At 54.7% G+C, this 20,622-nt stretch carries 15 protein-coding genes and 1 riboswitch; of the genes, 11 read left to right on the top strand and 4 right to left on the bottom strand.

Features of this window, described 5'->3' with window-relative positions; translation table 11 throughout:
• Positions 1 to 84 precede the first annotated feature (84 nt).
• Positions 85 to 1,032, bottom strand: coding sequence for a transcriptional regulator LeuO (leuO, locus tag EDF78_RS12340; protein WP_095924638.1), 948 nt, complete (start codon positions 1,030 to 1,032; stop codon positions 85 to 87).
• A gap of 743 nt (positions 1,033 to 1,775) precedes the next feature.
• Between leuO and leuA the strand changes: the two genes are divergently transcribed.
• Genes leuA through leuD form a run of 4 tightly spaced genes read left to right on the top strand, consistent with a single transcriptional unit; the run spans position 1,776 to position 6,474 of the window.
• Entirely contained in the window at positions 1,776 to 3,365 is a 1,590-nt protein-coding gene (gene leuA, locus EDF78_RS12350; RefSeq protein ID WP_095924637.1) for a 2-isopropylmalate synthase, read from the top strand.
• 2 nt (positions 3,366 to 3,367) lie between these two features.
• Positions 3,368 to 4,459, top strand: a complete 1,092-nt coding sequence (leuB, locus tag EDF78_RS12355; protein ID WP_095924636.1) for a 3-isopropylmalate dehydrogenase — start codon at positions 3,368 to 3,370, stop codon at positions 4,457 to 4,459.
• Between the two features lies 1 nt (position 4,460).
• A complete protein-coding gene (gene leuC, locus EDF78_RS12360; RefSeq protein WP_133823188.1) occupies positions 4,461 to 5,861 on the top strand; it encodes a 3-isopropylmalate dehydratase large subunit in 1,401 nt (466 codons plus the stop codon).
• A gap of 10 nt (positions 5,862 to 5,871) precedes the next feature.
• Positions 5,872 to 6,474: a 3-isopropylmalate dehydratase small subunit gene (leuD, locus tag EDF78_RS12365; RefSeq protein WP_119822518.1), complete on the top strand. Its 603-nt coding sequence runs from the start codon at positions 5,872 to 5,874 to the stop codon at positions 6,472 to 6,474.
• Positions 6,475 to 6,546: 72 nt separating this feature from the next.
• Here the strand turns inward: leuD and EDF78_RS12370 are convergent, their stop codons facing one another.
• Both EDF78_RS12370 and sgrT read right to left on the bottom strand, forming a co-directional pair.
• Positions 6,547 to 7,710 carry an MFS transporter gene (locus EDF78_RS12370; protein ID WP_095924633.1) on the bottom strand — a complete coding sequence of 388 codons (1,164 nt, stop codon included), beginning with the start codon at positions 7,708 to 7,710 and terminating at the stop codon, positions 6,547 to 6,549.
• Between the two features lie 180 nt (positions 7,711 to 7,890).
• Positions 7,891 to 8,076 (bottom strand): glucose uptake inhibitor SgrT, encoded by a 186-nt coding sequence (sgrT, locus tag EDF78_RS12375; RefSeq protein WP_095924632.1) that lies wholly within the window; start codon positions 8,074 to 8,076, stop codon positions 7,891 to 7,893.
• Positions 8,077 to 8,178: 102 nt separating this feature from the next.
• On the opposite strand from sgrT, the gene sgrR reads away from it, so the two are divergent.
• The 4 genes from sgrR (at position 8,179) to thiQ (ending at position 13,303) form a co-directional block, all read left to right on the top strand.
• Positions 8,179 to 9,840: an HTH-type transcriptional regulator SgrR gene (sgrR, locus tag EDF78_RS12380; RefSeq protein ID WP_095924631.1), complete on the top strand. Its 1,662-nt coding sequence runs from the start codon at positions 8,179 to 8,181 to the stop codon at positions 9,838 to 9,840.
• 40 nt (positions 9,841 to 9,880) lie between these two features.
• Positions 9,881 to 9,996: riboswitch (TPP riboswitch) on the top strand.
• A 43-nt stretch (positions 9,997 to 10,039) separates the two neighbouring features.
• The gene (thiB, locus tag EDF78_RS12385) at positions 10,040 to 11,023 is read left to right on the top strand and encodes a thiamine ABC transporter substrate binding subunit (protein WP_095924630.1); all 984 of its coding nucleotides are present in this window, start codon (positions 10,040 to 10,042) and stop codon (positions 11,021 to 11,023) included.
• The gene (gene thiP, locus EDF78_RS12390) at positions 10,999 to 12,609 is read left to right on the top strand and encodes a thiamine/thiamine pyrophosphate ABC transporter permease ThiP (protein ID WP_095924629.1); all 1,611 of its coding nucleotides are present in this window, start codon (positions 10,999 to 11,001) and stop codon (positions 12,607 to 12,609) included. The genes thiB and thiP overlap by 25 nt, the downstream gene beginning before the upstream one ends.
• Positions 12,593 to 13,303: a thiamine ABC transporter ATP-binding protein ThiQ gene (gene thiQ / locus EDF78_RS12395; RefSeq protein WP_133823189.1), complete on the top strand. Its 711-nt coding sequence runs from the start codon at positions 12,593 to 12,595 to the stop codon at positions 13,301 to 13,303. The genes thiP and thiQ overlap by 17 nt, the downstream gene beginning before the upstream one ends.
• On the opposite strand, the gene EDF78_RS12400 is transcribed toward thiQ, so the two are convergent.
• On the bottom strand, positions 13,293 to 14,060 hold the full coding sequence (locus EDF78_RS12400; RefSeq protein ID WP_095924627.1) for a DedA family protein: 768 nt from the start codon (positions 14,058 to 14,060) through the stop codon (positions 13,293 to 13,295). The two genes, thiQ and EDF78_RS12400, sit on opposite strands and share 11 nt — an antisense overlap.
• Positions 14,061 to 14,310: 250 nt before the next feature.
• On the opposite strand from EDF78_RS12400, the gene EDF78_RS12405 reads away from it, so the two are divergent.
• The 3 genes from EDF78_RS12405 to rluA all read left to right on the top strand — a co-directional run bounded on the left by EDF78_RS12405 (position 14,311) and on the right by rluA (position 20,579).
• Entirely contained in the window at positions 14,311 to 16,704 is a 2,394-nt protein-coding gene (locus EDF78_RS12405; RefSeq protein WP_279586823.1) for a DNA polymerase II, read from the top strand.
• A 209-nt stretch (positions 16,705 to 16,913) separates the two neighbouring features.
• A complete protein-coding gene (rapA, locus tag EDF78_RS12410; protein ID WP_095924625.1) occupies positions 16,914 to 19,811 on the top strand; it encodes an RNA polymerase-associated protein RapA in 2,898 nt (965 codons plus the stop codon).
• Positions 19,812 to 19,877: 66 nt separating this feature from the next.
• On the top strand, positions 19,878 to 20,579 hold the full coding sequence (gene rluA, locus EDF78_RS12415) for a bifunctional tRNA pseudouridine(32) synthase/23S rRNA pseudouridine(746) synthase RluA (RefSeq protein ID WP_095924624.1): 702 nt from the start codon (positions 19,878 to 19,880) through the stop codon (positions 20,577 to 20,579).
• The last annotated feature ends 43 nt before the right edge of the window (positions 20,580 to 20,622 follow it).

Here is a 20,622-nt window from a genome sequence, read left to right on the forward strand (position 1 = left end):
AAAAACTACAAAGGGGATTTTAACCAGCCGTTTTTACCTGGTCGCATTCCGAAGTAAAAACGGCTTTCATTCAGCAGTGTCGGACTAGAGGGAGACGACACATTGGCTTAATAAGGATTTCATCCACATATTGCCTTTATCTTTACTGGAGGATTCATGCCAGGAAAGGTAGCAGGTCAGATTATTTTTCATCCACGGCAAAGGGATAACGGAAAGACTGAGCATGCCGGCATTCGCCTGCGCCAGCCAGCGCGGCACCAGAGCAACCATATCGGTTTTCGACACTACTTCCATTACGCTCACCAGATCAGTGCCCTGATAAGCAATTAACGAGTGTAATTCCGGGTCGTCGTAATAAGACGAACTGAAAGAATAAAAACGATCCAGCATCATGACCGCATGTTTTTCTTTCATGTATTTTTCATCAGACATGTGCGGACTGATGCGCGGATGATGTTGTGAAGCAACCAGAACCAGTTCATCATTAAATAATTCATGATTACAAAAATCAGCACGTTCAAATTTACGATAGCTGATCATAAATTCTATATTCTGATAGCGCAGCTGATGTTCAATATTGTCATTAACGATGGTTTGTAATTTAACGCTGACGCCTGTCGCCAATGCCTCTACCGCATTCAACACATGCGTGGTCAGACGTTTATCCAGCGGGCTGCAAATTGCCACATTAAACTGACGCATGCTGACGTTAGGGTCAAAACCCGCCCCCGGCAGTTCATTCATCACCAGCTGCAAAGCCTGTCTGACCGGCCCGAACAACTGACGCGCACGCATTGTCGGCTGGATCCCGCGCCCGAAGCGGACGAACAGGTCATCGTTAAACATCACTTTCAAACGGGCAACGGCATTACTTACCGCAGGCTGGGACATGCCCAACATATTCGCCGCGCGGGTAATATTCTGCAATTGCATCACGGCATCAAACACCGTGAGTAAATTTAAATCGACATTGCGAAGATGTGTTTCTGTTTCAGCAACTTTTGCTGGGTTTTCAGTAGAGGTATCGGACATGACATTCCCCATCGAAGGCATTTCATTCTCAAATAAGAGTGATTACCTTTAATTATTTGATTTATAAATACGGCACAGAGATGACATCGGGCGAGCAGAAAGACCGACAGATAAAATGCGCACATTTTCATGCTGTTATTTAAGGAGGGAGATAATCTAAATCGATTTAATAATCAGAACCGGTAATACAAACTTCATTTCTCTCCATAAAAGTGATGATATAAGACATTAAAATATTTATAGAAACAACATGCAAAAAATGAATAATAAATTAAGCCCGACTAAATCATCTCCAATTACTTGTATTACAAAGACAAATTATTCGTTTAGCCCAAACTGCTGTCTATTTTTTGCGTTTTTTGTTCCGCTTCGCGCAGAAAATCTTCACCCGGCCAGCACTTTATTAGCCAGTGTTTTATGCTAAATGAAACAAAATGTCATCTTAGCGATTTTCCGGAATTTCCACACAGCGAAGGTTGACATACCGCACACATTCCCGTATCACTTTAAGCACTGTTTGAACGATATCCGTTCTGACCACCCATTACGAGAAGCTGAAAACACATGTTCATGATGACCCGTCTCCTAGGCCTACTACTCAACGCAGAAAATTTGCGCGGTAAGCCAGTGGGCGAAAATCAGAACTGATTTCAACTTCCACAGACAATAAACCCGCGCCGATGCGCGGGTTTTTTTTTACCTCCCCGCAGGGCGCGAAAATAAAAGCAGACAAGGAACAACCCATGAGCGAGCAAGTCATTATTTTCGATACCACGCTGCGTGACGGTGAACAGGCGTTACAAGCCAGCCTGAGTGTTAAAGAGAAGATTCAAATTGCAATGGCGCTGGAAAGAATGGGCGTTGACGTGATGGAAGTCGGCTTCCCGGTCTCTTCTCCCGGCGATTTCGAGTCTGTACAAACTATTGCGCGCCAGATTAAAAACAGCCGTGTTTGCGGTCTGGCCCGTTGCGTGGATGGGGATATCGATGCCGCTGCCGAAGCCTTACGCGTCGCAGAAGCTTTCCGTATCCACGTGTTCCTGGCGACCTCAACCCTGCACATTGAATCCAAACTGAAGCGTTCGTTTGATCAGGTGCTGGAGATGGCCACGCATTCCGTGAAACGCGCCCGTAATTACACCGACGACGTGGAATTCTCCTGCGAAGATGCCGGTCGTACGCCGCTGGATAATCTGTGTCGCGTGGTAGAAGCCGCGATCAAAGCCGGTGCGACCACCATTAATATCCCGGACACGGTGGGTTACACCACCCCGGTGCAGTTCGGCGGCATCATCACCAATCTGTATGAGCGCGTTCCAAACATTGATAAAGCGATTATCTCCGTACACTGCCACGACGATCTGGGCATGGCGGTCGGTAACTCCATCGCGGCTATTCAGGCCGGTGCACGTCAGGTGGAAGGCACGCTGAACGGTATCGGTGAACGTGCCGGGAATACCGCGCTGGAAGAAGTGATCATGGCGATCCGCACCCGCAGCGACTACATGAACGTGCACACCAACATCAATCATAAAGAAATCTACCGCACCAGCCAGATTGTCAGCCAGATCACCAACATGCCGATCCCGGGCAACAAAGCGATTGTGGGTTCTAACGCCTTCGCGCACTCCTCCGGTATTCATCAGGACGGCGTGCTGAAAAACCGCGAAAACTACGAAATCATGACCCCGGAATCCATCGGCCTGAATCAGGTGCAGCTGAACCTGACCTCCCGCTCTGGTCGTGCTGCCGTTAAGCATCGTATGGAAGAAATGGGCTACAAAGAAGCCGATTACAACCTGGATCATCTGTATGCCGCATTCCTGAAGCTGGCCGACAAAAAAGGGCAGGTTTTCGACTACGATTTAGAAGCACTGGTGTTTATTAATAAGCAGCAGGAAGAGCCTGAATTCTACCGTCTGGATAATTTCAGCGTGCAGTCAGGGTCCAAAATTACCGCGACCGCGTCAGTCAATCTGGCCTGCGGCGAAGAAATCATCACCGAAGCCGCCACCGGCAACGGTCCGGTGGATGCCGTCTATCAGGCCATCAACCGCATCACCGGTTATCAGATTGAACTGGTGAAATACCAGCTGAGTGCGAAAGGACAGGGCCGCGATGCACTGGGCCAGGTCGACGTCGTCGTCTCCTTCAATGGCCGCCGCTTCCACGGTGTTGGTCTGGCGACCGACATTGTCGAATCCTCCGCAAAAGCGATGGTGCACGTACTGAATAACATCTGGCGCAGCAAACAAGTTGAGATTGAAAAACAACGTTTGCAGCAGGCAGGTCAGCAACACAACAACATTCAAAATAATCAGGAAACGGTGTGAACATGAGCAAGACCCATCATATTGCCGTCTTACCCGGAGACGGAATTGGCCCGGAAGTTATGGCCCAGGCATATAAAGTTCTGGAAGCAGTACGTCAGCGTTTTGGCCTGAAGATCACCACCAGCGAATACGATGTCGGTGGCGCAGCCATCGACAAACACGGCAGCCCGTTGCCGGAAGCGACCGTTGCCGGTTGCGAACAGGCGGATGCGATTTTGTTCGGCTCGGTCGGTGGCCCGAAATGGGAACATCTGCCCCCTAACGATCAGCCTGAGCGTGGCGCATTGTTACCACTGCGCAAACATTTCAAACTGTTCAGCAACCTGCGCCCTGCCCGTCTGTATCAGGGACTGGAAGAGTTTTGCCCGCTGCGTGCTGACATCGCCGCAAAAGGTTTCGATATTCTGTGTGTGCGTGAACTGACCGGCGGTATTTATTTCGGTCAGCCCAAAGGCCGCGAAGGTCAGGGTATGCACGAGAAAGCCTTTGATACCGAAGTGTATTACCGCTTTGAGATCGAACGTATCGCCCGCATTGCCTTTGAATCTGCGCGCAAACGCCGCAGCAAAGTGACTTCCATCGATAAAGCGAACGTCTTGCAGACCTCGATCATGTGGCGCGAAGTGGTTAACGAAATCGCCAAAGATTACCCGGACGTCAGCCTGAGCCACATGTACATCGATAACGCGACCATGCAGCTGATTAAAGATCCGTCTCAGTTTGACGTGCTGCTGTGTTCCAACCTGTTCGGCGACATCCTGTCCGACGAATGCGCGATGATCACCGGTTCCATGGGTATGTTGCCCTCCGCGAGCATGAATGAGCAGGCATTTGGTCTGTTCGAACCTGCGGGCGGTTCCGCACCGGATATCGCGGGCAAAAATATTGCTAACCCGATTGCCCAAATCCTGTCTGCTGCGCTGTTATTGCGTTACAGCCTGGGTGCGGATGACGCGGCCAACGCCATCGAGCAGGCCGTCAATAAAGTACTGGAAGCAGGTCACCGTACCGGCGATCTGGCTAACGGCCAGCAGGCGCTGGGTACCAGTGAAATGGGCGATATCATTGCCCGCTTTGTGAAAGAAGGGGCATAACATGGCCAAGACGCTGTATCAGAAATTGTTTGATGCCCACGTGGTTTACGAAGCGGAAAACGAAACGCCATTGTTGTACATCGACCGCCATCTGGTTCACGAAGTGACCTCGCCGCAGGCATTCGACGGTCTGCGTGCGATGGGCCGTCCGGTGCGTCAGCCGGGCAAAACCTTTGCGACCATGGACCATAACGTGTCCACGCAAACCAAAGACATCAATGCGAGCGGCGAAATGGCACGCATCCAGATGCAGGAATTAATCAAAAACTGTGCCGAATTCGGTGTGCAGTTGTATGACCTGAATCACCCGTATCAGGGCATCGTTCACGTTATCGGCCCTGAGCAGGGCATGACCTTACCGGGCATGACCATTGTCTGCGGCGATTCCCATACCGCCACGCACGGTGCGTTTGGCTCACTGGCCTTTGGTATCGGGACGTCGGAAGTGGAACACGTTCTGGCAACGCAAACCCTGAAACAGGGTCGCGCCAAAACCATGAAAATCGAAGTGACCGGCGATGCCCCGGTGGGTATCACGGCGAAAGACATCGTTCTGGCGATTATCGGTAAAACCGGCAGCGCAGGCGGTACCGGTCACGTGGTGGAATTCTGCGGCAAAGCGATTGAAGCCTTAAGCATGGAAGGTCGTATGACCCTGTGCAACATGGCGATCGAAATGGGCGCAAAAGCCGGTCTGGTTGCGCCGGATGAAACCACCTTTGCCTACCTGAAAGCTCGTCAGTTCGCACCAAAAGATCAGAACTGGGACGCGGCGGTTGAATACTGGAAAACCCTGAAAACCGAAGATGGCGCGACGTTCGACAGCATTGTCACGCTGGATGCCTCTGAAATCGCGCCACAGGTCACCTGGGGTACCAATCCGGGTCAGGTCATGGCGGTGAATCAGACCATCCCGAATCCGGCCTCCTTTGCCGATCCGGTAGAACGTGCCTCTGCTGAAAAAGCGCTGGCGTATATGGATCTGCAACCGGGCATTAAACTGACCGACGTGGCGATCGATAAAGTCTTCATCGGTTCCTGCACCAACTCCCGTATCGAAGATTTACGTGCTGCGGCAGCCATTGCCAAAGGCCGTAAAGTGGCGAACGGCGTACAGGCGATTGTCGTGCCAGGTTCCGGCCCGGTAAAAGCACAAGCCGAAGAAGAAGGCCTGGATAAGATCTTTATCGAAGCCGGTTTCGAATGGCGTCTGCCGGGCTGCTCAATGTGTCTGGCGATGAACAATGACCGTCTGGAACCGGGCGAACGTTGCGCGTCAACCAGCAACCGTAACTTCGAAGGCCGTCAGGGTCGTGGCGGGCGCACGCATCTGGTCAGCCCGGCAATGGCTGCGGCAGCAGCGGTCACTGGCCGTTTCGCTGATATCCGTGAACTGAACTGAGGAAAACACCATGGCTAAATTTACCCAACACATCGGTCTGGTGGTTCCGCTGGATGCAGCTAACGTCGATACCGATGCCATTATCCCGAAACAGTTTTTACAGAAAGTCACCCGTACCGGTTTCGGCCAGCACCTGTTCAACGACTGGCGTTTTCTGGACGATGCCGGCCAGGTGCCAAACCCTGATTTCGTGCTGAACAAGCCGCGCTATAAAGGCGCGAGCATTTTGCTGGCGCGCGAAAACTTCGGTTGCGGCTCTTCCCGTGAACATGCGCCGTGGGCGCTGACCGATTACGGCTTCCATGCGGTGATCGCGCCAAGCTTTGCCGATATCTTCTACGGTAACTCTTTCAATAACCAGTTGCTGCCGATCACCCTGAGCGAAGCGCAAGTGGATGAATTGTTCGAACTGGTTAAAAACAACGAAGGCATTCAGTTCGAAGTAGATCTGGAAGCGCAAACCGTGAAAGCGGGCGATAAAAGCTATCCGTTTGTCATCGATAGCTTCCGCCGTCACTGCATGATCAACGGTCTGGACAGCATCGGCCTGACGTTGCAGCACGAAGAAAATATCTCCGGCTACGAGAAGAATCAGCCTGCGTTTATGCAGTAATTTCCTGAGACTGAGCATAAAAAAACCCGCGGATTTGCGGGTTTTTCTTTATCTGAAAAGCGACGGGTTATGTCAGACGTCTTTGACTTTATACATCAGCCCGAGCGCCACCACCGCCAGCACAGTCGCCGCCCAGTAGACCGGAAAGTGGCCGAAGTTCTCCACGATAAAGCCCTGCAACAAACCAGCGCAAATCACACCGGTAGAAATGCTGTTGGTGAACAATGTGGTTGCTGACCCCGCCCTGCCCGGCATCAGATCCTGAAAATACAACATGCCGATCCCCGCCACGATACCGATGAAAATCGCATTGAACAGTTGCAGAATCATCAGCGCCGCCTTGAACTGAAACGCCACCAGTCCGGCATAGAAAATGACGCCGCTCGCCACGGCATACAGCATCAGCTTGCGTTTGCCGGTACGTTTCACCAGATAGCCTGCCAGCAACATTGCCGGGATTTCCAGCCCGGCGGCTGTCCCCATCAGCAAACCTGCCAGCCCTTCCGGTAAACCTAAATCACTGGTGATGTACAACGGCATATCAATGACATACATGATATTGCAGGTCCACATCAGCAAAGAGGAAAAGAACAGCAGACGCACATCTTTGTTGCGCCAGGCGCTGACGTGTACCACTTTTTCATCCACCGGTTGTTCGAGGCGCGGCACCGACGGTAGGAAAAACAGGATCATCAGAATACTGCCGACAAACACGGCGGCGGCGCTCAGGTACATCGGAGTAAAACCGTAATTCAGCGCCAGCATGAATGACAGCGGCGGGCCGAGCACCCAGGCCAGCGACAACATCGCACGCATCATTGAGCTGAACATCACCACTTCACTGGCGGAGCGGTCGGCATGTTCACGCGCCAGCGCAAACAACTGCGGCATTGATGCATTCCCTATCGCCGCCAGCAATACGCCGACGGTGATCAGCACCAGATAATCACGGCTGAAGGCGAAAACCAGGCTGTTACCGAGCGCCATCAGGCAGCAAAACATCAGCAGTTTTCGCCGGTCACCTTTGTTATCCGAACGGTTGGCCAGCAGGAAACTGATGGCAATCCCGGCCACCGCATTGACGGTATAGAACAGACCGACCCACATTGGCCGGACTTTCACTTCATTGGTCAGAAACAAGCTGAGTGTGGGCGCCTGCAACGCTCCCGCGATACCACACAGCAAAGACACCACCAGAAAGGTGACATAAATGGCATTAATACGAGGTTTTGACATGACGCCGTCCCTGAGAAATGAAAGCCCATAAAACAAGACAGACAGTGTAGCGAAGTTTCAGGAAGTTCTGGGGAATGAACAAAAAAAGCGTGTAAAAAAACCAGTGAGTTTCCTCACTGGCTGGTGACATTACACCATTACTCAGAAAATCGAATTTTGACGGGCCTGCCATGAGCCGGATTACAAATGCTGGCGATAGTCTTTTTCATCCACAGAATCTAAATCCCACTGCGTGAGACGGGACAAAATATCCAGGCGGTATTGCACCGGCACCCAGGACAACCAGTCAGCATGATTTTTAGAGGCGTTCCTCTTAATGGCTTCAAAATAACGCTGGTAAAAACGGGCGTTCAGACTGCGTTTCATGCTGACCTCCGGTCATTCACAACAGGCTTTCGTTGAGAAACAGTATCGGAGTATTATGAGGAAAGATAAATTGATGAAGATCGCCCACGGAGTTCCTCTTTTATGTCCTCGTCCCGTTTGCAACAGCAGTTCATCCGCCTGTGGCAAAGCTGCCACGGTGAAGAAACCGAAACCACGTTGCAGGCGTTGTCTGAGGTTCTCAATTGTTCGCGCAGACATATGCGATCCTTGCTCAGTACCATGCAGGAACAGGGCTGGCTGCAATGGGATGCCGAAGCCGGACGCGGCAAACGTTCCACGCTGAAATTCCTGTATACCGGGCTGGCTCTCCAGCAACAGCGCGCCGAAGAGCTGCTGGAACAGGACCGGATTGATCAGCTGGTGCAACTGGTCGGCGATAAGGATCGGGTGCGTCAGATGTTGCTGTCCCAGCTCGGACGCAGCTTCCGTCAGGGTAAACATATTCTGCGCGTGCTGTATTACCGCCCGCTGATTAACCTGCTGCCCGGCACCATGTTACGCCGTTCAGAAACGCATATTGCCCGGCAAATTTTCAGCGGCCTGACACGCATAAATGAGGAAAACGGGGAAGTAGAAGGGGATCTTGCCCATCACTGGCAGGAAATTTCTCCGTTGCACTGGCGTTTTTATCTGCGTCCGGCCATTCATTTTCATCATGGCCGTGAACTGGAGATGGCCGACATCATCGCCACGTTCACCCGCCTGACCGCCCATCCGCTGTTCAGCAACCTGAAAACGGTCACCACGCCCACGCCGAATGTCATTGATATCCATCTGAATGCCCCTGACCGCTGGTTGCCGTGGCTGTTCGGCAATATCCACGCGATGATCCTGCCGCAGGAATGGCAATCCCTGCCTGATTTTGCCCGTCATCCGGTCGGTACCGGCCCTTACGCTGTGGTGCGTAATCTTAAAACACAACTGCGCATACGCGCCTTTGATGAGTATTTTGGCTTCCGGGCGCTGATAGACGAAGTGAATATCTGGGTGCTGCCGGAACTGAGTGAAGAACTGGTGCATTCCGGCGTACAGCTTCAGGCCGATGAATCCGGCAAAAGTGAGCTGGAAAGTCGTCTGGAAGAAGGCTGCTATTTCCTGCTTTTTGACCAGCGTTCGCCGGTCGGACAATGCGATGCAACGCGCCAGTGGTTGTGCGATTTACTGAATCCCATCGCCCTGCTGAACAATGCAGAACCGATTTATCAGCGCTACTGGTCTCCGGCGTATGGCTTGTTGCCGCGCTGGCACCATAAAGCCCCGCAGCCGCGTCCGCCCCGACCGCAAGGTCTGACACAGGTGACCCTGACCTTCTACGGCGAGCATTCTGAACATCAGGCAATTTGTAATGCCCTGCAACCGCTGCTGGCGGCGGAAGGCATCGAACTGATCATTCAGGTGGTGGATTACGCCGTCTGGCACCGCGGCGACGCCAAAAGTGATCTGTGGCTCGGCAGTGCCAACTTTACCCTGCCGCTGGAATTCTCACTGTTTGCGCATTTCCATGAATTGCCGCTGGCGAAACATTGCTTCAGTGAAGGAATGGAAGAGGACGCCGCGCAGTGGCACGCGGGCAATTTGTCGATGGCGAAATGGAGTCAGAAACAGACAGTCAGCCATCAGATCCACCCGCTGTTCCATCACTGGCTGGTGTTGCAGGGACAACGAAGCATGCGCGGCGTACGCATGAATACCCTCGGCTGGTTCGACTTTAAATCCGCGTGGTTTGCGCCACCGGACAGTTAATCGGACTATCGCATCGCGCCGTTAGTCTCTAGAATGACATCCGTTCTCAACGGGGTGCCAGCACTTGTGAAAGCAAGTTTACATATGGCTGAGACCTGATACCCGTCGAACCTGATCCGGTTAATCCCGGCGGAGGGATTTGAGACTGCGCGATGCTTACTCAAAATCCTTTGCCCTTTCATTTTTTTGGAGCGCAAAGTTGAAAAAATTATTGTCCTGCCTGCTGTTACTTTCTGCACCTGCATTTGCGGCAAAACCTGTTCTGACGGTTTATACCTATGATTCTTTCTCTGCCGACTGGGGTCCGGGTCCGGCGATCAAAAAAGCCTTTGAAGCCCAATGCGGCTGCGAGCTGAAATACGTCGCGCTGGAAGATGGTGTGTCTTTGCTGAACCGTTTGCGGATGGAAGGTAAAAACAGCCAGGCCGACGTCGTCCTCGGGCTGGACAACAACCTGTTGCAGGCGGCTGAACAAACCGGTTTATTCGCCAAAGCGCCGAAAACCGACGCCGTACTCACCGTCCCCGGCGGCTGGAATGACAGCACCTTCGTGCCTTATGATTACGGCTATTTCGCCTTCGTCTATGACAAAAACAAACTGAAGAACCCGCCAAAAAGCCTCGATGAGCTGATCAACAGTGACCAGAACTGGAAAGTGATTTACGAAGATCCGCGCACCAGTACGCCGGGTCTGGGCCTGATGCTGTGGATGCAAAAAGTCTACGGCGATAAGGCACCGCAGGCGTGGCAAAAACTGGCGAAGAAAACCGTCACCGTCACTAAAGGCTGGAGCGAGGCCTACGGGTTATTCCTCAAAGGCGAAAGCGATCTGGTGCTGAGCTATACCACTTCTCCGGCGTATCACATCGTCGAGGAGAAGAAAGATAATTACGCGGCAGCTGACTTTACCGAAGGGCATTACATGCAGGTGGAAGTGGCGGGTCAGCTGGCGAACAGCAAGCAACCGAAACTGGCTGAAGCCTTCATGAAATTCATCACCACGGAAGATTTCCAGAAAGTGATCCCGGCTGGCAACTGGATGTATCCGGTGGTGGATACGCCGCTGCCAGACGCCTTTAAACAGCTGACCGTACCGGCCAAATCTCTGCAATACAGCGCGCAAGACGTCGCGACTCACCGTGCACAATGGATCCAGGCATGGCAGAACGCCGTCAGCCGTTGATCCCGCGCTGGCTGTGGCCCGGTGCCATCGCCTCACTGGCTATGCTGCTGGTGGCGGCGCTGGCACTCGGCTCTCTGTGGCGTCATGCGCCACAGATCAGCGGTGCCTCGCTGTGGCAGGATCCCTATCTCTGGCATGTGATCCGCTTTACCTTCTGGCAGGCGCTGCTGTCGGCGCTGTGCTCGGTGCTGCCCGCGATTTTACTGGCACGCGCCTTGTTCCGCCGCCGTTTTCCCGGCCGTCAGCTGTTACTGCGTTTATGCGCGATGACGCTGGTCTTGCCGGTTTTAGTCGCCGTGTTTGGCATCCTCAGTGTTTACGGAAGACAGGGCTGGCTGGCGCAAATTTGCGGCTGGCTGGGCATGGATTATCGTTTCTCGCCGTACGGTTTACAGGGCATTTTGCTGGCGCATGTCTTTTTCAATCTGCCGCTGGCGACACGTCTGTTATTGCAGGCGCTGGAGAATATCGCCGTTGAGCAGCGCCAGCTCGCCGCGCAACTGGGCATGAACGTCTGGCAGCAATTCCGCTTTGTGGAGTGGCCCGCGCTGCGCAGGCAGATTTTCCCCGCCGCCGCCTTAATTTTCATGCTGTGTTTCGCCAGCTTCGCCACCGTGCTGTCGCTGGGCGGCGGTCCGCAGGCGACCACCATTGAACTGGCAATTTATCAGGCGCTCAGTTACGACTACGATTTAAGCCGCGCCGCGACACTGGCGCTGATCCAGCTGTGTTGTTGTCTGGCGCTGGTGTTGCTCAGCCAGAAACTCAGTCAGGCGTTGCCGGTCGGACAAACGCATGCTCAGCGCTGGCGTAACCCGGATGACTCGCCGCTGCGTCGCATCGCCGACGGCGTGCTGATTGCCCTCGCGTTGCTGCTGATCCTGCCGCCGTTGCTGGCGGTGATCGCCGATGGCATCAACCGCGCGGTGGTCAGCGTATTACAACAGCCTGCATTGTGGCAGGCGTTATGGACGTCAGTGCGTATCGCGGCCGGTAGCGGGATCTTATGTGTGCTGCTGACCATGATGTTGCTGTGGAGCAGCCGCGAGTTGCGCTTACGCCAGAGAAATGGCTGGGCGCAGGCGATGGATCTCAGCGGCATGCTGATCCTCGCCATGCCGGGCATTGTACTGGCGACCGGCTTTTTCCTGCTGCTCGGCGATACCACCGGTTTGCCGCAATCGCCGTGGCCGCTGGTGATCCTCACCAATGCGCTGATGGCGGTGCCTTACGCCCTGAAAGTGCTGGATAATCCGATGCGCGATGTGGCGGAACGCTACACGCTGCTGTGCCTTTCGCTGGATATGCGCGGCTGGCAGCGGTTGCGCCGGGTGGAACTCAGCGCGCTGAAACGCCCGATTGCCCAGGCGCTGGCGTTTGCCTGTGTGCTGTCGCTGGGGGATTTCGGCGTGATTGCCTTGTTCGGCAATGAAAATTTCCGCACCTTACCGTTTTATCTGTACCAGCAGATTGGCTCTTACCGCAGCCAGGACGGTGCGGTGACGGCGCTGTTATTACTGCTGTTATGCTTCCTGTTATTCACCCTGATTGAGAAACTGCCGGGCCGCCATGCTGACGCTGAATAAACTGACGTATTTGTATGAACATCTGCCGATGCGCTTCGATTTACAGATCGAAGCCGGTGAACGGGTGGCGATCCTCGGCCCGAGCGGCGCGGGAAAAAGCACCCTGCTCAGTCTGGTCGCCGGTTTTCTGGCTCCGGTCAGCGGACAAATCCGGCTTAACGGCGCGGATCACAGCGCCACGCCACCGGCGAAGCGCCCGGTCTCGATGTTATTTCAGGAAAACAATCTGTTCTCGCATCTGACGGTGCGTCAGAACATGGGGCTGGGATTGCATCCGGGGCTGAAACTCACCCCGCAGCAGAAGCGCGAGCTGGAAGATATCGCCCGGCAGGTCGGGCTGGAAGAGTGTCTGGATCGCCTGCCGTCGCAGCTTTCCGGCGGTCAGCGTCAGCGCGTCGCACTGGCACGCTGCCTGTTGCGCAGTCAGCCGGTTTTACTGCTCGACGAACCCTTCTCCGCACTGGATCCGGCGCTACGCAGTGAGATGCTGAGTTTGCTGGACAGAGTGTGCGGACAGCGCAACCTCACTTTGCTGATGGTGTCGCACAATCTGGATGACGCCGCGCGGATTGCGCCACGGACATTACTGATCGTCGATGGCCGGATTTTTTACGACGGACCGACGCAGGCACTGGCCGACGGCAGTGCGCCGGAAGCCAGAGTTCTCGGGATTATGCCGGGGCTTAGCGGGTGATCACTTTCCACAGCAAATGACCGTAAACCGGCATCATGGGTTGCTGGCTCAGCATCACCAGGCTGACCACTGTCGCGATCAGACTCAGTACGCACACCACGCGTAAACGCGGCAAGGGCAGCCATTTGCTCATCGCATCAGGCGAGGCTTTGCCAGCACGGAACCAGCGCCACAGCAGCCACGCACTCAGCCAGATCAGCACAACCGCGGTAAACAGCAACCATTTGAAGACCGAGCTGTTATGGCTGGCGGGAATATCAATGGCGACACCGGCCAGAATGCCGGGCAGGAAGTAAACAGGTGGCCAGCAAAGACAGCCGATGATATTCGGCGGCGCAAATTTATACGGCGGCAGGTTCAGCATCCCTGCGACCATCGGCACCAGCGGACGGGTCGGACCAATAAAACGCCCGATAATCACCGTGGCAAAACTGTGGCGATCCAGCGCATAACCGGTTTTATCCAGTAATGACTGGTAACGTTTGAGGAAACGCCAGCGGTGCAGCGGCTCCTTGAAACCCCGGCCGATAAAATACGAGGTCCAGTCACCAAAGAAACAGCCCAGCCCTGCCGCCAGCCAGGCTTCGTACAATCCCACCTGACCGCTGCCGATCAGCGTCCCCAGCGTGGCCATCATGACGGTGCCGGGCAAAATCAGCCCCACCAGCGCCAGTGACTCGAAGAAAGCCACGACAGCGACAATAATTAATGCGAAGCCCACCGACTGAGCGACCAGATGTTGTAGATAGGCTTCCATACATTCCCAGAATTCTGTTACGCCAATTGCGTAGATAAATGAGACAACTGTGAGTTTTACGCCTTCTCATTGTAGTAAATACATCAAGCGGCTGAATTGTCAGCGCATGAACTATCACAGTCAACCGGGTAATTGTATGCGTATTTGGCAGAGTCCGGAGTCGTAGACAAAGACTGTATAAATAACCATACTCTGTTTCTGATCTTTATCTGTTCATCTCTACCGTTCCGAGGCGCTTATTACTTCCACCATTGCCCGTCCCGCTGCTGCCAACACTGACACCCCGCCGCGTCAGGGATTTGTGCTGACCCGCCACTGGCGCGACACGCCGCGCGGTACGGAGGTGGAATTGTGGCTGGCGACGGACGCAGGCCCGCAGAAAGTGCGCCTGCCGTTACAGGAATCGGTGGCGTTTATTCCGGCCGAACAGCGTGCGACAGCGGAACGCCTGCTGGCCGATGAAAAAAATGTCAGCCTGCGTGAATTGCCGTTACAGGATTTCCGCTCGCGGCCGGTTCTCGGCCTGTATTGCCCGCAACACCGGCAGCTTATGCGGATGGAAAAACTGCTGAAAGAAGGCGGTGTCAGCATTTTCGAAGCCGATATCCGTCCGCCGGAACGTTTCCTGATGGAACGCTATATCACCGCGCCGGTGTGGTTCAGCGGCAAACCGGGGCCGGGAAATCTGCTGGTGGAGACCAAAATGAAGCCCGCCGACGATTACCGTCCGCCGCTGAAACTGTGTTCGCTGGATATCGAAACCAGCGGCAACGGCGAGCTGTACTGCATCGGTCTGGAAGGCTGCGGCCAACGCCACGTGTATATGCTCGGCCCGCCAAACGGTGCGCCTGACGCGCAGTTTGATTTCAACATGGTTTACGTCGACAGCCGTCCGCAGTTGCTGGAAAAACTCAATGAGTGGCTGGAGAGGTACGATCCTGACGCCATTATCGGCTGGAGCGTGGTGCAGTTTGACCTGCGGGTTTTACAGAAACACGCGGATCGTTACAAAATTCCGCTCAAATTCGGGCGCGGCGGCGGTGAACTGGAATGGCGCGAGCACGGCTTCAAGCAGGGCCACTTTTTTGCGGCCGCCGCCGGACGCCTGATCATCGACGGCATTGAAGCCCTGAAATCGGCATTCTGGAACTTCAACTCGTTCAGTCTGGAATTTGTCTCGCAAAGTTTATTGGGCGAAGGCAAAGCCAGCGACAATCCCTATCAGCGGCTGGCCGAAATCGAACAGCGTTTCCGGGAAGATAAACCGGCGCTGGCACGCTATAACCTGAAAGACTGCGAACTGGTCACGCGGATTTTCGCCAAAACCGAGCTGATGCCGTTTTTGCTGGAACGCGCCTCGGTGACCGGTCTGGCGGTCGACCGCAGCGGCGGGTCGGTGGCGGCATTCACCCATCTTTATTTACCCCGCATGCACCGCGCCGGTTATGTCGCGCCCAATCTGGGCGAATTAGAGGGCGAAATGAGTCCCGGTGGCTTTGTGATGGATTCGCGCCCCGGCCTGTATGATTCGGTGCTGGTGCTCGATTATAAAAGCCTGTACCCGTCGATTATCCGCACCTTTCTGATCGACCCGGTCGGGCTGGTCGCCGGACTGCAACAACCGGATGACGAACATTCCGTGCCCGGCTACCGTAACGCCCGTTTCTCGCGGGAAAAACATTGTCTGCCGGAAATTGTCCGCCAGATCTGGATGGGACGCGAAGACGCTAAAAAGCAAAAAAACAAACCGCTGTCGCAGGCACTGAAAATCATCATGAACGCCTTTTATGGCGTGCTCGGCTCCAGCGGCTGCCGTTTCTTTGATCCGCGCCTTGCGTCCTCCATTACCCTGCGCGGGCACGACATCATGCGTCAGACCCGCGAGCTGATTGAAGCCGAAGGCTTTCAGGTGATTTACGGCGACACCGATTCCACTTTTGTCTGGCTGAACAAAGCCCATTCGCAGGAAGAGGCCGACGCGATTGGCCGCCGTCTGGTTGAACAGGTGAATGCGTGGTGGAAAGGCCATCTGCAACAGGAATACGGGCTGGAAAGCGCACTGGAACTGGAATTCGAAACGCATTATCAGCGTTTCCTGATGCCGACCATTCGCGGCTCGGAAACCGGCAGCAAAAAACGTTATGCCGGTCTGGTGAAAGACGCCGACGGCGAGCACATCGTTTATAAAGGGCTGGAAACGGTGCGCACCGACTGGACACCGCTGGCGCAGGAGTTTCAGCAGGCGCTGTATGAGCGGGTGTTTCACCGCCAGCCGTATCAGGATTACGTGCGCGATTACGTGGCGCGCACGCTCAGCGGCGAGTTTGATGACAAACTGGTGTACCGCAAACGCCTGCGCCGCAAGCTGAGCGATTATGAGAAAAACGTCCCGCCGCATGTCCGCGCGGCGCGCCTGGCAGATGACTATAATGTGCTGCACGGTCGCGCCAAACAGTATCAGAATGGCGGCTGGATCAGCTACGTGATGACCACGTCCGGCCCTGAACCGCTGGAAAACCGTCAGTCGCCCATCGACTACGACCATTATATCGAGCGTCAGCTGGAGCCGGTCGCCGATGGCATTTTACCTTTCCTTCACGACGATTTTGCTACACTCATTACAGGGCAGATGGGATTATTCTGAGCAAAAAACGGGGCACTTTGGGATTCACAGGTGACGAAACGCTTACCTTCCATTACCATAGCGCCCTTTCCCATTTCTGAATCATCCTCACACAGTGAACAACTCCGCGCCATCTGGCGGGGAAAGAAAACTATTGCCCGTGAAACATCGCGGGCTGAGCAAGCATTGCGCAGTCGCCGTATACAGAGCACACAACACAGAGAGAGATTATGCCGTTTACATTGGGTCAACGCTGGATAAGCGATACGGAAAGCGAATTAGGATTAGGAACCGTGGTCGCGCTGGATGTGCGCATGGTCACCCTGCTTTTCCCCGCCACCGGTGAAAACCGTTTGTATGCCCGAAATGATTCCCCGATCACCCGCGTGATGTTCAATCCCGGTGATACCATCAGCTGTCACGAAGGCTGGCAGTTGCAGGTCGAAGAAGTCGTTGAAGACAAAGGTCTGTTGACCTATATCGGCACCCGTCTGGACACCGAAGAAACCGGCGTCGCCATGCGCGAAGTGCTGCTCGACAGCAAACTGACTTTCAGTAAACCGCAGGATCGCCTGTTCGCCGGTCAGATCGACCGTATGGACCGCTTCGCCCTTCGTTTCCGCGCCCGTAAATACCAGCGTGAACAGTTCCGTCTGGAATTCGGCGGCCTGCGCGGTATGCGTGCCAGCCTGATCCCGCATCAGTTGCACATCGCTTACGAAGTCGGTCAGCGTCATGCGCCACGCGTTTTACTGGCCGATGAAGTGGGTCTGGGTAAAACCATCGAAGCAGGCATGATTATCCATCAGCAACTGCTGTCCGGCCGTGCCGAGCGTGTGCTGATCGTGGTGCCGGAAACCCTGCAACACCAGTGGCTGGTGGAAATGCTACGCCGCTTCAACCTGCGCTTCTCTCTGTTTGATGACGACCGCTATGCCGAGTCCGTCCACGAAGCGACCAATCCGTTCGAAACCGAACAGCTGGTGATCTGCTCGCTTGATTTCGTGCGCCGCAATAAATCCCGTCTTGAGCAGCTTTCCGATGCGGCGTGGGACATGCTGGTGGTCGACGAAGCGCACCATCTGGTGTGGAGCGAAGATGCGCCGAGCCGCGAATATCAGGTAATCGAGCAGCTTTCCCAGCAAATCCCGAGTGTTCTGTTGCTGACCGCCACGCCGGAACAATTGGGTCAGGAAAGCCACTTTGCGCGTCTGCGCCTGCTGGATCCGGATCGTTTCCACGACTACGAAGAATTCATCGAAGAACAACAGCAGTATCAGCCGGTGGCCGATGCCGTCACGCTGTTACTCAACAAAGAACCGCTGACGCCGGAAGCCCTGGCGTTGCTGGGTGAAAGTGTCGGCAACGCCGATACCGATGCCCTGCTGACCGCCGCCAATAAAGGCGACGAAGCCGCAGCGAAACAACTGGTTTCCATGCTGATGGATCGCCACGGCACCAGCCGCGTGCTGTTCCGTAACACCCGTAACGGTGTGAAAGGTTTCCCTGAGCGTCACCTGCATGCGGTGAAACTGCCGCTGCCGACCCAGTATCAGACCGCAATTAAAGTCTCGGGCATCATGGGCGCGAAGAAAACCGCCGAAGCCCGCGCCCATGACATGCTGTATCCGGAGCAGATTTATCAGGAATTCGAAGGCGAGAACGCCACCTGGTGGAACTTTGATCCGCGCGTCGAATGGCTGCTCGGTTATCTGACCGCCAACCGCGACGAGAAAGTGCTGGTGATCTGTGCCAAAGCCGCCACCGCCTTGCAGCTGGAACAGGTACTGCGTGAGCGTGAAGCGATCCGTGCCGCCGTATTCCATGAAGGGTTGTCGATCATCGAACGTGACCGCGCGGCAGCCTATTTTGCCTCGCAGGAAGAAGGCGCGCAGGTGCTGCTGTGTTCTGAAATCGGCTCCGAAGGCCGTAACTTCCAGTTCGCCAGCAAAATGGTGATGTTCGACTTGCCGTTCAACCCGGATCTGCTGGAACAGCGTATCGGGCGTCTGGATCGTATCGGTCAGCAAAACAATATCGACATCATGGTGCCTTACCTCGAGCAAACCGCGCAGTCGGTGCTGGTGCGCTGGTTCCATGAAGGTCTGGACGCGTTCGAACATACCTGTCCGACCGGCCGTACCATTTACGACAGCGCCTACGAGCAGCTGATCGCCTTCCTGGCCACGCCTGCCGAGCAGACGGGTCTGGACGAATTTATCCTCGAATGTCGCGCAGAACATGACGCGCTGAAAGAGAAGCTGGAAAATGGCCGTGACCGTCTGCTGGAGATGCATTCCAACGGCGGCGAACGTGCGCAGCAACTGGCGAAGGAAATCGGCGAGCAGGATAACGACGTTAATCTGGTGAACTTTGCGCTGAATCTCTTCGATATCGTCGGCATTAATCAGGAAGACCGCAGCGATAACCTGATCGTGCTGACGCCGTCCGATCACATGCTGGTGCCGGATTTCCCGGGCCTGCCGGAAGATGGCTGTACCGTGACATTCGATCGTGAACAGGCGCTGTCCCGTGAAGATGCGCAGTTCATCAGCTGGGAACATCCGATCGTGCGTAACGGTCTGGATCTGATCCTGTCCGGCGATACCGGCAGCTGTGCGGTGTCGATCCTGAAAAACAAAGCCCTGCCGGTGGGTACACTGCTGGCGGAACTGGTTTACGTGGTGGAATGTCAGGCGCCGAAACATCTGCAACTGACCCGTTTCCTGCCTCCGACACCGGTGCGTATGCTGATGGATCGCAAAGGCACCAATCTGGCGGCGCAGGTCGAGTTTGAGAGCTTTAACCGTCAGCTGAACGCCATTAACCGTCATAACTCCAGCAAGCTGGTCAACGCGGTACAACAGGACGTTCACGCCATGCTGCAACAGGCAGAAGCCGAAATTGCCGAGCAGGCGCGTGCGCTGATCGAAGCGGCCAAAGTGGAAGCCGACGAGCAGCTGACCCAGGAGCTGGATCGCCTGAAAGCGCTGAAAGAGGTGAACCCGAACATTCGCGATGACGAACTGGAATCGGTAGACTCGAACCGTAAGCAAGTGCTGGCGAATCTGAACGATGCCAGCTGGCGTCTGGATGCGATCCGCCTGGTGGTGGTCAGCCATCAGTAAGCCCGACGGGATGCAGCCGGTCTGCATCCCTCCTTTATTTCACCCCGAACGCAGACTGAAACCGCTATGAGCGAACACCAACCGACTATCCCTGAACCGTCGAAAACCCGGCCGCTGGAGAATTACAATCCGCCGACCGATCCCTGGTTACAGGTGATTTTTCAGGATGAACACATCATGGTGGTAAATAAGCCAAGCGGGCTGCTTTCGGTGCCGGGCAAACTGGCCGAGCATCAGGACAGCCTGATGACGCGCATTCAGCAGCAATTTCCTGAAGCCGAATCCGTCCATCGTCTGGATATGTCCACCAGCGGCGTGATCGTGGTGGCGCTGACCAAAGACGCTGAGCGTGAGCTGAAACGTCAGTTCCGTGAACGCGAAACCAAGAAAGTGTATATCGCGCGGGTCTGGGGACGGGTTGAAGAAGATTACGGCATTATCGATTTGCCGCTGATTTGCGATTATCCCAACCGGCCGAAACAAAAAGTCTGTCATGAGACCGGCAAGAAAGCGCTGACGCAGTATGAAGTGATGTCCTGGGACGATGACGGCACCACCCGCGTCAAACTGCGGCCAATAACCGGACGTTCTCACCAGTTGCGCGTGCACCTTCTGGCACTCGGGCATCCGATTCTGGGCGATAAATTCTATGCTCATCCGCAGGCGCTGGCGGCGGCAGACCGTTTGCAACTGCATGCGCAGGAATTATCGTTCTATCACCCGATAACGGATACACCGCTGGTTTATCACTGCGAGCCTGACTTTTAACCATTTAAATAATACATATTGCTTCAATCATTATTAAGTAATA

Source organism: Rahnella sp. BIGb0236 (genome assembly GCF_004364755.1).
GTDB classification, from domain to species: Bacteria; Pseudomonadota; Gammaproteobacteria; order Enterobacterales; family Enterobacteriaceae; genus Rahnella; species Rahnella victoriana.